This is a genomic window from Bradyrhizobium sp. (genome assembly GCF_016462955.1).
In the GTDB taxonomy this organism is placed as follows: Bacteria; Pseudomonadota; Alphaproteobacteria; order Rhizobiales; family Xanthobacteraceae; genus Bradyrhizobium.
In genome coordinates this window covers 4,011-18,034 of the sequence record NZ_JAEMSD010000004.1, presented here as the reverse complement: position 1 = coordinate 18,034, position 14,024 = coordinate 4,011, and the positions used below count along the sequence as shown (strand labels likewise).

Annotated in this window: 9 protein-coding genes and 1 pseudogene; 4 read left to right on the top strand and 6 right to left on the bottom strand. The window is 61.2% G+C overall.

All coding sequences use genetic code 11. The annotated features are described in order from the left end of the window. The coding region (locus JHD07_RS00970; protein WP_291618045.1) for a response regulator transcription factor at positions 1-310 on the top strand (310 nt) is incomplete at its 5' end. Positions 311-1,149: 839 nt separating this feature from the next. Next, a complete protein-coding gene (locus tag JHD07_RS00965; RefSeq protein WP_291618044.1) occupies positions 1,150-2,397 on the top strand; it encodes a sodium:proton antiporter in 1,248 nt (415 codons plus the stop codon). A 202-nt stretch (positions 2,398-2,599) separates the two neighbouring features. Here JHD07_RS00965 and JHD07_RS00960 read toward each other — a convergent pair whose 3' ends face one another. Both JHD07_RS00960 and JHD07_RS00950 read right to left on the bottom strand, forming a co-directional pair. Then, a complete protein-coding gene (locus JHD07_RS00960; RefSeq protein WP_291618042.1) occupies positions 2,600-3,016 on the bottom strand; it encodes a four-helix bundle copper-binding protein in 417 nt (138 codons plus the stop codon). A gap of 1,921 nt (positions 3,017-4,937) precedes the next feature. Next, a complete protein-coding gene (locus JHD07_RS00950; protein ID WP_291618038.1) occupies positions 4,938-7,319 on the bottom strand; it encodes a lytic transglycosylase domain-containing protein in 2,382 nt (793 codons plus the stop codon). Between the two features lie 255 nt (positions 7,320-7,574). Here JHD07_RS00950 and JHD07_RS00945 point away from each other — a divergent pair, with 255 nt between their 5' ends. Next, a complete protein-coding gene (locus JHD07_RS00945) occupies positions 7,575-8,057 on the top strand; it encodes an SH3 domain-containing protein (RefSeq protein ID WP_291618036.1) in 483 nt (160 codons plus the stop codon). A gap of 659 nt (positions 8,058-8,716) precedes the next feature. Then, positions 8,717-9,427, top strand: coding sequence for a PRC-barrel domain-containing protein (locus tag JHD07_RS00940; RefSeq protein ID WP_291618034.1), 711 nt, complete (start codon positions 8,717-8,719; stop codon positions 9,425-9,427). 748 nt (positions 9,428-10,175) lie between these two features. Here the strand turns inward: JHD07_RS00940 and JHD07_RS00935 are convergent. The 4 genes and pseudogenes from JHD07_RS00935 to JHD07_RS00920 form a co-directional block, all read right to left on the bottom strand. Continuing rightward, positions 10,176-10,397 (bottom strand): annotated as a pseudogene (locus JHD07_RS00935) (FUSC family protein); the annotation flags it as partial. A 158-nt stretch (positions 10,398-10,555) separates the two neighbouring features. Beyond that, a complete protein-coding gene (locus JHD07_RS00930) occupies positions 10,556-10,933 on the bottom strand; it encodes a response regulator (RefSeq protein WP_291618031.1) in 378 nt (125 codons plus the stop codon). A gap of 100 nt (positions 10,934-11,033) precedes the next feature. Then, the gene (locus JHD07_RS00925) at positions 11,034-11,711 is read right to left on the bottom strand and encodes a response regulator transcription factor (protein ID WP_291618030.1); all 678 of its coding nucleotides are present in this window, start codon (positions 11,709-11,711) and stop codon (positions 11,034-11,036) included. After that, positions 11,708-13,582 carry a PAS domain-containing sensor histidine kinase gene (locus tag JHD07_RS00920; protein WP_291618027.1) on the bottom strand — a complete coding sequence of 625 codons (1,875 nt, stop codon included), beginning with the start codon at positions 13,580-13,582 and terminating at the stop codon, positions 11,708-11,710. Before JHD07_RS00920 ends, JHD07_RS00925 begins: the two co-directional genes overlap by 4 nt. Between the last annotated feature and the right edge of the window lie 442 nt (positions 13,583-14,024).

The following is a 14,024-nucleotide window of genomic DNA, read 5'->3' as shown; positions in this document are numbered from 1 at the left end:
CGCCAGTGGAGGCCTGTATCTGGATCCCGCAATCGCGGAGAAGGCCCTTCCTTCTTCTGCCGGCGCTCATCCGTCTGCCGGGACAACTGCCAGTGAGCTGACGCCCCGGGAGAGCGAAGTCCTGCGCTTCATCGCCCAAGGCTTCAGCAACAAGGAAATTGCCAACCAGCTGAACATCAGCATCAAGACGGTGGAAACCTACAAGGCAAGAGCCGTGGAAAAGCTTGGGCTGTTCACGCGTGCCGACATTGTTCGCTACGGCGTCGCGGTGGGCTGGCTGAACCAAGCAGGCCCGGGTACCGCCCTCTGAGCTACGATCCACATCGCGCCCACGGGACGTCCGGCGCATGTCAGGATTATCCCGACAGACATCAACTGTTCTCCCGACTGTGCGACGAGCTGCCGCCCACTACGGTATCGTTGCACTGGCCGACCAAGTGCTCCCTCACGGGAGACAGACTCGTTCTGGTGAGCGCACATTTGGCGGATCGGTCGATCGTGGAGGCTGATATGAGAAACGTACTCTTTCGAGGACGCGTCGGCCGGCAACTTTTTGCGCAGTATCAGCAGCTGCCACGGCTCAGAGCAAAAGCAGGTTCGCGAGCAGACGCCCGCACAGCCCGGACCACCGGGATGGCCCTTGCCTGCGTGTACGTCGCCTGCTTGCTGCTATCCGCGTATGCAATGGCTTGATCGACGGCTACATGGTGCCGGCTGCGACGGTACCGCACATCCAGGCCTGAGCTCCCTGCGGGAGCGCAAATCAGAAATGGTTCCCTGAATGGACGGCAGTCTGCTACTACTCGTCTTCGTCGCGGCGCTCTCCGCGCTCGGCCTCGCGGCGCTGGAAGTCGCGGCCCGCCGATCATCTGGAAGTACGTTCGGCGGTAAGCCTCAAACGACCAGGGTTAAGCGGCCCCTGGACTGATTCGTCCTCACTGAATTCACGCAGAGGTTGGTCATCTCTGTACGGGTCGCGCCGACACGACGGCAAATCGCGACCTCGCACCCTATCTGAACTCTTTCATCTCCCGAATGGACCGGGGAGTGAAAGGCCACTATCAATTGTGCCAGGGTCTTGGCCGCAGACGCTTGCCTTCATGGACGCGGCAACGTCAGACGTCCAGCCACTGATAGTGGAGTTCGGCTGTGCTTTCGCTCATGGATATTGCGGCCATTCTATTGACGCTGTCCGCGGTATTTGGCTGGCTCAATCACAAATTCCTGCCTTTGTCTCGCAGCGTGGGACTTCTGGTGATAAGCGTCACGGCGTCGCTGTTTCTCATAGGCTTGGACGCGGCAATTCCCACCGTTCATCTTCTCGAACGGCTTTCGGAGGGTCTCCGCCAGATCGATTTCGCAGAGATCGTTGTGAACGGGATGCTCGCGTTTCTTCTGTTCGCCGGCGCACTGCATGTGGATCTGGAGACCCTGAGGAGCCGCGCCGCTCCTGTGTTCATTTTGGCCGTATTCGGAACTGCGATTTCAACGGCGACCGTTGGCCCTCTGTTTTGGTGCATCTGCAGCCTCATGGAAATACCCATGTCGCTGCCCTGGGCCCTCGTCTTCGGCGCCTTGATCAGCCCGACAGATCCCGTCGCCGTCCTGAGCACACTTCGCAACACTAACGTACCGAGCGAACTCAAGATCGAAACTGAAGGCGAAGCACTGTTTAACGACGGCGTCGGCATCGTCCTGTTCACGATCTTGCTTCGATTTGCGAGCTCCGAGGGAGGCGCGCATGTTTCGAGCACGGAGGTCGCCGAATTGCTCATCCGCGAAGCTGGTGGTGGGATCGTGCTGGGTTTGCTGACGGGTTATGTCGCGTATCGCGCGATGCGGCTCATCGATGACTACGCGATCGAAGTACTGATCTCGCTCGCTCTTGTCACCGGAACCTATGCGATTGCGCTCCACTTGCACGTCAGTGGGCCGCTGTCCATGGTGGCGGCAGGCCTCCTCATCGGGAATCGAGGACCGCGCTATGCGATGAGTGAGCAGACACAAAGTTATCTTTTCGCACTCTGGACGCTCATTGACGAAATTCTCAATTCAGTCCTGTTCTTACTAATTGGGCTGGAGACGCTGATCCTGCGCTTTGATCTTCGCAGCTTCGGTCTTGCGGCATCGACTGTGCCAATCGTTCTTTTCGCTCGCTTCGTTTCGGTTGCAGTGCAGCCTTTCCTGTTCGGATGGACGCGGCTTCTCTCGATGCGCAACGCGCCCTTTTTGACGTGGGCCGGTGTTCGTGGCGGGATTTCTGTTGCACTTGCCTTGTCACTGCCGGATGGCCCGGCGAAAGCCGCCATTCTCGCCTCGACCTATGCTGTCGTTTTGTTCAGCATCATTGTCCAAGGATCGACCCTGGGCTGGGTTACGAAACGCACGGTCCGATAAACGCCCCGACAAGCCGGTTCCGCTTCAATCGTACAGAGGTCGCGGGTGTTTGCGCCCAGAGAAACCTGGGCCATTGCCGCGGCCGCCACCGCCAAGTTCGACGGCAGCGAAAGCGTTAGAAATAGCACGATAACAATGATCGGGATATCGCCCCGGGTCGCTATCAGTGTACCATGACGTTGCTGGCGAACGCGAGGCTCATCTAATGTGCGAGGCTGGGCCGCGCTTCTTCGCAAGCGCTCATGCACCGGCGGCACGCGTCGGCGCAGATCCTGCAATGTTCGTGCATCTCAGCGTGTTTTTCGCATTCCTCGGCGCAGAGCCGGCACGCCGCGGCACAGGCATCGAGCATTCTGCGGATCATCTCCTCGTCCGACCCGGTTCGGCGGGTGGCGATCCTCCCGGTGATGTTGCAGATGTCGGCGCAGTCCATATTCAGCCGGATGCATTGGGTTAGGGATTGTACCTTGTCTTCCCCGAGACACGCGTCCGCGCAGGACGTGCATGTCTGTGCGCAGGAGTAGCACTCCTCGATGCAGCGAATGAGAGCGTCGTTTGTATTTCCGCGAACCTGCGGATGCGTGCTGATCATTGCTTGGGCTTGCATTGAACTCTCCATCGTTCCCTGCCGGCCTTTTCAATCGGCGGACGCAGGAATGGTTTCTAGTTCTGCGGAGGTTTGCAGCTAAACCCCCCGTTGCCCGGCGCGGCTACGCCCGATCGCGCCGGGCACTTCGTGAGGGCGGCCCATCACCACCGATGGTGCGCGCGGATCACTCCATGATGATTCCGGTGATGTCGTGGCGCCCACCCGTAGCTGTGTCGCCACGGGTGCGCACGCCGGACTCCATAGCCCCACGGCCTCGGTGCGGACCAGCCGTAGCTGTAGCGCCAGGGGCGTGGGCCCCAAGCATAGGGTTGCGGTCCCCAGCCGTAGCCACCCCAATAAGGTGTGTAGCTGTACGCGGGATAGTAACCGCCATGACCGTATGGATAGCGGTACCCGTAGAGAGGCCTGTACCCCGCATAGTAATGAGGAGTGGCAATCGCTGAGCCGATCAATGCGCCCGCCACCAATCCGGCGCCGATGCCCCAACCGCCACGCCAGTGAACCCGTGTGAGACCATCACGCACGACCGACCTCTGCTCAGCAGAGTTCGCCGCCGCCGAGAGCGCTGTCAAGGGTGCAGCCTGAATGCCGGCAGGCGAAATGGCTATCAGCCCCGTGAGAGAAAGAGCGAGTGTGATTTGACGCATGTCTGGCTCCTGTCACCTTCAGAATGCGGTCAACCAAAGCCCGCTACCTTGGTTTCCAGGGTTAGGGAGGTCGGGATATGAGATGTACGGCAGTGTACAGACTTTGTCGGGCATCGGAGCCCGCCAGCCCTTAACGTCGCGCCGGCGACGTCTTCGATCTGCCGCGTGGGGCTTCTCCGACGTGCCCACACGAGTTTTCATGAAAATTGTGCATGCAGCGAACTGAGGCTTGCGCACGGGCGATGTCGCCGCAGCCGCGAGGTTCATCAGCCTTGCGTTACGCTGATCGAGGCTCGGCCCCAGACCCGGGACATTTCACAGCCGACCAAAACAGTTGGCCGGCCCTCGTTGAAGGCCGGCCTCCCTCTCGGCGATCGTGCGTCTCTTGTTTTCTAGACCGCGTCCCATTTGCTCATAAAAGCCACCCCGTCTCAAGCCAAGCAATCGGACCAAACGCGCGAACTTCAATTTAGTCGGTACGCTGCCGCACGAAAACGGAGGTGCTATACCCCCGAAAGAGCCTTGCTGCGCGGCGACTAGATGCGCCTTGAGAGCATTCTAAAAAGCGTCATGCATCAGCCCAGCTGAAGACTTTCGAAGTTTAGAGGCAATCGTTCGTCGTGGGGCGCTCCGATGCCGCTGTGGAGGCAAGCTGCCTCTGGAAGTTGGTACGTGACCGTACATCCGCTCGTTCGCAAAGACATTCGCGGATTGTCCAGTCTCTCCAATGTGGCAGAATCAAGCATGGAAATGTTCGCCGACCGAAGGCAGTGGCCGCGGGCCCGTTTTGGAGCCGCAGCGTTGAGCTCAGAAGGTGGTCAATGCGCCAGTATTCTCAGCCGATCGACCGCAACTTCCGCATGAAAGCCTTGCAGGCCGCCCTGCGGGAGGTGGGGCGGCCTCTACTCCCTGCATCCTTTGTAGGAACTCTAACCGGCCTGGCAGCTTGGCTGTTCATTGCACGATTCACAACATCCAGCGGCAGCTCACTTGCCATCTTCGTTGCTGTGACGTTCATGGGCGCTTACTTGCTTGTAGAGCGTCAGGAGCTCAGGTTTAAGCGCGCCCTGGAGCGAGAGCTCAGAAAGACGGGAGGGTCTCAACCAGGGCGTGAAGAGAGCGATCGCAGTCCTTCCGATGAAACCGGCAGAGATCCTCAGAGCCAGGGTTAGCCGCGTGCGCGGCAACTTTCTTCCCCAAAGGCAGAATGCGACACTTCCTGGAATGACCCCGGATGGTAAAGCGGGGCGGATCGCTCTCTACGAGCCGGTGAGACGATCCTCCTAGGGACCGCCCCGCATGTCCGCCTCGATGCCAGGAGTCGCGCGTTCGTCGAAGCGTGACCGATAGGCCTGAAGGTTCTCCATCACGCGCTGCACGTAAATGCGCGTCTCGGTGAACGGGATACGTTCGCCCCAGTCGATGACGTCCACGCTCGGATCTCGGGGATCGCCGTAGCGTGCGATCCATTGCTTGACGCGCCCACGGCCTGCGTTGTAGCCGACCAGAACGAGGATGTGGTTCCCATCATATGTCTTGAGAAGATCTGCGAGCTCGGCGGATCCGAGTTGTACGTTGTAGGCTGGATCGCTTCGCAGCCGCCCGGGCTCGAATGCGATGCCCAGCCGGCGGGCGATCGTTTGGCCTGCCGCGGGCGTCACCTGCATCAATCCCGACGCTTTTGCCGTCGATTGCGCGCCCTTGTCGAAAGCGCTTTCCGCCCGCGCCACCGCGTAGACGAGACTGGCAGCTACCTTCGGACCGATGGAGGCGTGATTGGGCAGGCCGAAATTGGGAAATGCATACCGATCCAGCGCAAAGCCGCGCGCCTGGGCCCCCTTGCCGACCGCGAGGGTCGCACGCGCATCCCGCCTCTCGGCGAGGCGTTCGGCGATGATCGTCAGCAGTCCGATGTCGGCCGTACGGCCAAGGTCGGCGACGAACGGGATCGCCAGATCGCTGTTGCCAGTCGCGTAGAGCAGTTCGACTGCGCGAACGAGATCGCTTCTGGAAAGGCTTGCGCGCTCTGCTGGACCGAGGCTTGGCGGTCGAGGCAATGAAACGTCGCGACGTCCTAATCGGGCGTTTGCCAGTTGCCCGTAATACGTCGCGGCGCGTCTCGATGCGGCGGCATAATGGCCGCGCGCTTTCTCCCGATCACCGCCCGCCTCTGCAGCTCGTCCGAGCCAGTACGCCGCGCGTGCGAGCGAGGTGGGATGAGTCGTCGTCCTCGCGATTCGCGCGAAATGCCGTATGGCCAGATGGGGGTCATTCAGAAATCGCAGCGCGATCCACCCCGCCGTGAACGTCTGGTCGACACGGAGACTCTCCCTGGAAGGAGAAGCGGCGTCGCGCGCAATTCGGTAGGCGATCTGCGCCTTGCCGTCATCGAGTAATCGACGCACCAGGATGCGGCGCTCGACCCACCAGACGTCGGCATTGTCGGAAACGGATGCTCGAAGTCTCGCCGAAAGCATAAGTTGAGCGGCCTCCGCAATGCGGTCCTTGCGGCGAAGCCACTGGATGCGCGTGAAGAGGTAAGCGGGCTCAATGCGCGCTGTCGGCGCTACTGCGTCGAGCAAGGCGCCGCTGGTGCCGGCATTCTGGATAACGGCTGCCCGCGCCTTCACGATTCCTCGGTCGTTTGCCGTGAGGCGGCTCGCCGCACGCAGCGCCCCCGTGATGTCGTCCGCGTACAGGCGAGATTCCATGCGAGCCCTGTGATCGGACGCTGTGAGCAGGTGCCCGAACCGCGCCAGCACTTGCACCTCTGACTGCGCGGAGAGGCTGCCATTGCGCCAGGCGGATTGGACGTATTGTCGGGCCGCGGCCTGATCGCCGCGCTCCGACGATGCTCGTGCGAGCGCGAGCTTGCCCAGCGGCCCCAACGGTTTACGCTCGGAGAAGAACATGAGCACGGTTTCGGCCCCGTGCGGCTCGAACCACAGCCTGGCTTCTGCGCGTCGGCGGAAACGATCGAGGCCGGGCCAAGACGGATTGGCGCGAATGAATGACGCGTAGCGTTGGAAGTCGATCGCATCGTCGTCCGAACGCAGAATCACCCACTCCGCCAGTTTACGGCTTGCACGGTCACGAATTCTACCACTGCGTGCCGTCGCCATCTCCGTCTTCCCGCGACGGGCAAGACCGATGGTCTCTTTCAAGTCGTCGACCCCTGTGGACGCCCGCGTCGGCTGTTGAGCGAAGCGCAAATCGGGAGACTGGTTCCGAGAGGTCGCAGCAGGCGGCAAGGAGAGTGCCGCCTTCCCCGACGACGGTAAACGGCCGATCGTATCGGGAGCATCGGAGGTCGGGGCGCTCTGATGCGGCAAAGACCGGCTTCGTTTCATTGGCGACGGGGTGGTCTGCGCGAGCAGCACGCGCTCTGAGCTGCAGGCACGAGAGCTGGAGTGGAACGCCGCCGGCGGCGTCTTTCCGTGCGCTTCGGTGTCGAAGAGAACGACCGAACCGGCAGCCAGCAGCATCATGCGGACAAGCAGCGAAATATGAGTGATACGACTGCGCGACATCGGCGGCATGGAGGTCTTTCCGGGAGGTGAGGAGCCGAAACGATCGAGTGCAACGGTGAACGACGGCAGAAACTTGGCGAGCCCGGAGAGATGGTTAACTACGGTGCATGTGGCGAGCATCGTTTTCGACTCCATCTCGCGCTTGGTCCTCTACCGTACAAATCTCGAGCGCAAATCTGGTATCCACCGGGTTATGCAGATGTCGCGCACCGGCGTCGAAGAGCTTTGAAGAGATTGGCCTCGCAACCATCCGCTCGCTCACCGCGCGGTGTCGCACGATCATCGGGAGAAGGTTTGGCTTTGAAGGCATTGGAACGATCAGAGTCGCAGAATTGGAACATATCAAAGCGGCGGCCATCGCAGAGGTCGATCATCGCAGCAGGGAGCGTCTTGGCGATCCTGCTCGGTAGCCCGTTCGGCTCGGCGTCCGGTTCCGGGCATGTCGAACGGAGCGGCCTTCCGATTCCCCGCTTCGCCTCCGTGAAGAGCAAGCCTGCCAACGTTCGCGCAGGACCCGGCATCGGCTATCCGCTGCGATGGACCTTCGTTCGCCGCCATCTTCCCGTGGAGGTACTCGCAGAGTACGGAAATTGGCGGCGCATCCGCGACGCCGATGGTGAGGAGGGTTGGATGCTGGGCGCATTGCTGTCCGGCCGGAGGGCCGCGTTGGTTGCTCCTTGGTCTGCAGCGAAGTCGGTCCGTCTTCGAAACCGCTCAAAGCCGAATTCGGCCGTCAACGCCGTCGTCGAGCCGCGCGTCCTCGTGATGGTGGATACCTGTACCGGCGTGTGGTGTTACGTTCGAGCAGACACTTCCGCAGGCTACGTTCGGCAGACGAGATTGTGGGGCGTGTATCCCGGCGAAAAGTTCTGACGCGCTGCAGATCGTGCGACTGATCGGCGCAACGCAGTCTGCAAGACGGTATCGTTCATCTCGTATTCACCGGCTGACGCAACACTGACGATGGGGGCATCTTGTAAGGGAACTTCATGAATAAACTCGCTCATGGTCTCGCTATTGCCGTCCTGCTCGCGCTCGGCACACTCTCGGTTCCAGCCAATGCGGCGCCGGCGAGTCCGATTGCTCCGGCGGCAGCGTCCGACCTGGTGCAAGCGCAGTATCAACGCCACTATCACCATCACCATCGATATCATTCCCGGAAAGTGTGCAAGCTGCGCACCGTCGTCAAACGCGGCCCTCACGGCCGCCGCGTCGTCACTCGCGTGCGTGTTTGTCGGAAAATATCGCCTCGATGGGCTGCTACACGAGGCAGCCCATCTCGCTGCTGCGTTATCTCGGGGCCGCATCGTGCGCCGTCCGGTCCCAGTCGGGCTGAAGGTGAACTATCGTCAGGAGAAACCTGACGGGGCCCAAACCACCTGGATCGGCCGGAGCTGAGATGATGACTGGGTACGAAGTTAGTCGCTGGACCGTTCCTTGGCACGGCAGCGAACCATTCGCTAAGAGCACCTAGAACTTCGAGCGCCCTGAGCGATTAACGTACGGTGACGCTGGATCGTAGGAGCGCTGGAATGCAAGCAAAGAGCAGGATTCCTCTTCTGATTCTCATCGGTACAATCTCAAGCTCCCTTCTGTCTGGCCCCGCACGGGCAGAGACGGCAACATCAACTGCGGCGGAGCAGCCGGCGCATTCGCAGTTCGCCAACACGGTGTATGACGGGTATCGAGCGTCCCGCCTGCTCGGAAGTGCAGTGTTCTCCCTGAAAGGAGAGTATCTGGGAGCCGTCCGAAACGTGACCATGGCAGACGACGGGCAGATTGTTTACTTGCTGGTCGAAGGCCTTCGGACCAAGAATGAGCCGGAGTTTATCTCCCGAATTCCGTTTGAGCGCGTACTGCGTCCGCTTCACCAAGGCGCTATCGTGGCCGACTTTTCCGATTTGAGGTCGCGAGAATACGGCCTCTTCACCGAGCCTGGTACCGCACAGGCCGAGCCTCACGAGTTCTTGATCTCGAAAGTCATCGGAGACTACGCGCGGCTGCAGGCAGGACAGGGCTACGGCTATGTCTCCGATCTCGTCTTCGACCGCGGCGGAAAGCTCGCTGCCGTCGTGATATCCCGCGAAGCGGCTGCGGGCGGAGGGACCTATGCCTTCCCTTACCCGGGCCAAACCGGACGTTGGAGCCCGAAGCTGAGCTATTACGGCCTGCCTTACGTCACAGCAGATCAAGCCAACAAAGCAGGTTTGCGGCTCGACTTGAAGGAATTTCAGGACTCGTGAGCAGCCAAGCATCCGCGTGGCTATCTTCGGCAATACGGAGGCGCTTGGTACAAGAGCGAACTCCATGTAGCCCCGTGTCGGCGCGGCAAAAGTCCTCCCTCTTTGAAGCCTGCACTTGGGGCGTGGCTGCATCAGAGTGCTTCAAAAGGACGTGGCAAGAGGTGAGGGTAAGTTTGGCGATTTCTGGAAGGTGCATGCTCCACTGGCGCGCGATGCGAGGTGGCAGGATCTGCCATTAAGATGGTGGTCGGATCGATCGTGGCGCTCGCTCCCAGCATCGAGATCTGAGCTGGCTCGTCTGAAATCTATTCTCCGGTTCAGTCACGATCTCGTGGACCAGCCGGGCTGCGGGCGGGGTTGGTAGGATCCTTCGCCAAACCTTTGAGCCGGGCCAGGCGCCTTGAGATGTTCGGGATCGAGGAAGGGCCCATGTCGATAGAAGCCACGCGCGAATTATATGCACGTGTGGCTCCGATCTGGATCGATCTCGCAAAGACAGCGATCGCGGCGTAGTTCATGATCTGGCGCCGCAACGCTTCGAGACGGCTCGTCATCACCGGGTGATAGTCGGGCGCAGCCAGGACGTCGTTGATGAACGCGACCGCATGGACGCCAATCACGAGCGCGGCGCCACAGACGCAGAGGCCAACCCAAACGCCGAGCACCGCCTAGAGAAGCCCGTCGGTCTGTGAGAAGAATCCGGCGATATACCGATCGACGCGGCGACGCCGATCGCCGTCGCGAACAGCCGGAAGCCGGCCTTCTCCAGGCCTTGGCCGCGCGTCGGCAAGGCGAGGATTGCGACTTTGATTGCGGCTGACGAGGGCACCTCCAACTGCAGCCAGAAGCTGGCGTAGAGGGCCACGAGACAGGTCAGCCAGACACGAATGGCGAAAGCCCAGGAGTTCGCGGAAACTCCGGCGAGGAGTTGCGAGCGCGCTTCGATCGCATTGACGGCCTTCGCTTGCATCGTTGCGTTGCCCCATGGCGGCCGAGCTGAGCTGCAGCCCCGCCGATCTGTCGAATGGGTGCACTATGAAGCTGTCGTTGGACCCGTATTTCCGGTCCATCAGTCGACTTGCAGGAACGCACGTCGCGCAATGTGAGGCCGGCGAGCCGGGAAGCAGGCTATTGGGCCGCGTGGCCTGCCATCGCCTCTTCGAGGCAGCGAATGATCTCGTCGCCGCCGGTCGGCTTGCTGAGACAGCAATGGGCGCCCGCGGCCAACACGCGCTGACGGACCGCGTCGGTGGGAAAGGCGGTCATGAAGATGATCGGAAACCTTCGGCCGGCCTCGACCAGCCTCGCCTGCAGTTCATCGCCCGTCATCACCGGCATCTGGACGTCGACGATCATGCATGACGGATCTTCGCTTTGCCGATTCAGGAAATCGATGCCGGACTCATAGGTCGAGGCCTCGTAGCCGATAGAGCGGACGAGGCTCGCCAGCGACGTGCGCACGGCCTCGTCGTCGTCCACGATTGCGATAACAGGGATATTTGCCATCAGCTCCGTCCTGAACCGCCATGTCGAGCGGGGACGGTCTGTCTCCGGAGAGCGGCTGGTGGCTTACTATGGACCTGAGCACGTCTCGCCAAAACTATACTCAAGTTTGCTCCGTATTACCCCGGGTTTGGGAGACTCCAAGGGCCTCGGCCTTCCGGACGAGATCGGCAAGCGAGCGAACCCCCATCTTGCGCATGACGTTGCCCCGGTGGATCTTCACCGTGATCTCGCTAAGTTCCATCAGGCCAGCCACCTGCTTGTTCATCAAGCCAGCGGTCACGTAACCCATTACCTCGCGTTCGCGGGACGTAAGCGTTTCGTATTGGGCACGAAGATCGTCCAGGGCCGCAGACTGGGTCCGGCGCTGCGTGTCACGTTCAAGTGCCAAGGTCACGGCATCAAGCATGTCCTGGTCGCGAAACGGCTTCGAGAGGAAGTCCACAGCGCCGGCCTTCATCGCTCGGACGGACATGGGAATGTCGCCGTGGCCCGTCATGAAGACGATGGGGAAATCGATTCCCTGTCTCGTCAACTGGCCCTGGAGATCGAGGCCGCTCACCCCGGGCAGCCGAATGTCCAGGACGATGCACGCTGGGCCGTCCGGCAACGTCCCCCCGAGCAGTTCGCTGGGTGAGCTGAAGAGGCGGGTCTCAAGGCCGATGGACCGGAAGAGGCTGTCGAGCGAGGCGCGAATGGCCGCGTCATCATCGACTATCATCACAACCGGGCTCTGCGCTGAGCTGGCCACGCCGGGTCCTTTGCTGATCAGTCGTGTCATGGCTTCGTCTGTCGTTGCGCGACGGGCATCGTAAGGCGAAATGTGGCGCCAGCGCCCGGGACGCTCTCTACCGTCAATCGGCCGCCGTGACCTTCCACCGTTGTCTGGCAAATCGCAAGTCCCATGCCCATTCCGTCCTGCTTCGTCGTGAAGAATGGCTCAAAAAGTCGCGGCACGTCCGCGGCTTCGATACCAGGGCCGGTGTCCTGCACCGACACGAGGAGGTCTCCGCTTTCGGCAAGCTCCGCGCGCAGTGTGACGATCCGGGGCCAGCTCCGGTGCGCCATCGCCTGGGCGGCGTTGATCAGGAGATTGACCAGCACTTGCTGCAGTTGAATCCGGTCGCCGCGGATTTGGGGCAGATCCGGCCTGACTTCGATGTTCAACGAAACATCTTCCTTCGACAATTCGCGCTCGACCAGCGTCGCTGCCTCCGAGACGATCTCGGCAATTCCCAGCATGTCTTGCTCTGCGGGCTTCTTCTTCAGGAACGCCCTGATGCGGGTGACGATTTCGCTCGCCCGGCGGCCCTCGCTCACGATTCGTCCGATGACGGACGCGACCTCGTCCAGTTGCGGTACATCTCGCCGCAACCATCGCAGGCCGGCCTCGCCGCTGGTCACGATGGCCGCCAGCGGCTGGTTCACCTCATGAGCGATCGAGGCGGTAAGTTCGCCGATGGTGGCGACGCGCGATGCGTGAGCGAGCTCGGCCTGTGCGGCCAACAGCGCATTTTGCGAGCGCTTGCGTTCGGTGATGTCGACGACGAATGCGAGGACATTGCCGTCACCCTCGGGCTCGGTCGGAAAGGTAATCGTGAATAGGACCGGGATTCTTCGCCCGTCGAGTGCGACCAGCTCCGTCTCGCCTTCGTAGAAGGGCTCGCCGTGGGCAAAGGCTACAAGTGCACCCAGGAAAGTGCGTTCGCTTTCGCTCATGAGATCGTTGACGCTGGCGAGAAGGGCGGAGCGATTCGTGGCGCCCAGCATCTTCTGCAGCGCCGGATTGACGTCCTTTATCCTGGCGAGCGACCTGGCTTTGCGGACGAAGTCGGGATTGCTTCTCAGATATCCATCGATATCCGCCTCCACGTTCACGTCCCGAAGCGCCGCGCGGACCCCGGTCCAGTCTTCTTCAACGATGCCGATGCGGCTCGCATCGAACATTCGCCGGTAGCGTCGCTCGCTTTGGACCAGTGCCGCATGAGCTTGCTCGCGATCGGTGACGTCGGTGAGGGTCTCGAGGACGTCGAGCGGCTTGCCGAGATGGTCGTATTGCAAGGCCCATCGTGCTTCAATGTCGAGGAGCACGCCGTCTCGTGTGCGCTGCTTGACCGCACCCTCCCAGCGACCGCTCTCGATCAGGATCTTTTCGATGGCATTCCGGGGTTCCGAATAGGCGGTTTGCAGAAGTTCGTCTGCCACCCGACCGATAGCTTCGTCGGCGGACCATCCGTAGGTTTCCTCCGCGCAGCGGTTCCAGAATGAGATGATTCCGCGCCGATCCCGGACGAAGATCATGTCGTGCGAGAGATCAAGCAGGCGGGCCTGCGCCGCGAGGCGCATCGTTGCCGCCTGGTTCTGCAATGCGAGCATCGTCGTAATGGCGATCGCAGCGAGGCTGACGGCCGCGCGCAGCGCGGGCGAGCTAATCGAGCTCAAACCATGCGACAGCACATAGGCGGCTATGGTGAGGATGGCACAGCAGGTTGCCGCGACGAGGATATCTTCGCGATGTGTCGTCTTCGCCGCCAGCAGGATCGCCACGACATACAGAACGGCCACAGCGCCCTCGAGCGGAGTGAGGACGTCGACCAGAAAAACGGCAAAGGCGAGGAGAGCGGAAAAGAACCGCAGACCAAAGCGGCTCATGGACAGAACCGTCGCCGATGATTGAGCGTTCCCATTTCGGATATCGTTATCACACGAGTCGAATTGATGTCGCCAAAGTCCCCCTCGGCAGCGGTCTGAAAGAGCCCCTTCGTGGTCCCGCGGAATGTCGTGCCGGTCACCTGGTAGCCACTACATATCATACCGCACCTCGAAGCGATCATACCTAGGTATGAAGCGGCCAAACCGACAATCTAGGGCGCTAACCGCGCGTAGAATGGAGCAATCGAACAGCTCGCGTACCTTTCCCGTCAGAGCACCCGGACAGGCCGATCGGCAGCCGGATCGCAAAGGGCAAGGAGAACCGACGATGTCCCCGCAGCTAATACCGGTGCAGTCCATCAACGACAAGATTCTCGATATGAGCCCGGCCGCCGCCCTGGCAACCGACCGTCGCGGGCTTCTGCACTCGAGACTTCCCGCT

Excerpts from the sequence above, each read along its gene's own strand:
- JHD07_RS00940 (WP_291618034.1), top strand. The coding sequence starts at position 8,717 with ATGCAAGCAAAGAGCAGGATTCCTCTTCTGATTCTCATCGGTACAATC.
- JHD07_RS00960 (WP_291618042.1), bottom strand. The coding sequence starts at position 3,016 with ATGGAGAGTTCAATGCAAGCCCAAGCAATGATCAGCACGCATCCGCAG.
- JHD07_RS00925 (WP_291618030.1), bottom strand. The coding sequence starts at position 11,711 with ATGACACGACTGATCAGCAAAGGACCCGGCGTGGCCAGCTCAGCGCAG.
- JHD07_RS00930 (WP_291618031.1), bottom strand. The coding sequence starts at position 10,933 with ATGGCAAATATCCCTGTTATCGCAATCGTGGACGACGACGAGGCCGTG.
- JHD07_RS00920 (WP_291618027.1), bottom strand. The coding sequence starts at position 13,582 with ATGAGCCGCTTTGGTCTGCGGTTCTTTTCCGCTCTCCTCGCCTTTGCC.
- JHD07_RS00950 (WP_291618038.1), bottom strand. The coding sequence starts at position 7,319 with ATGGAGTCGAAAACGATGCTCGCCACATGCACCGTAGTTAACCATCTC.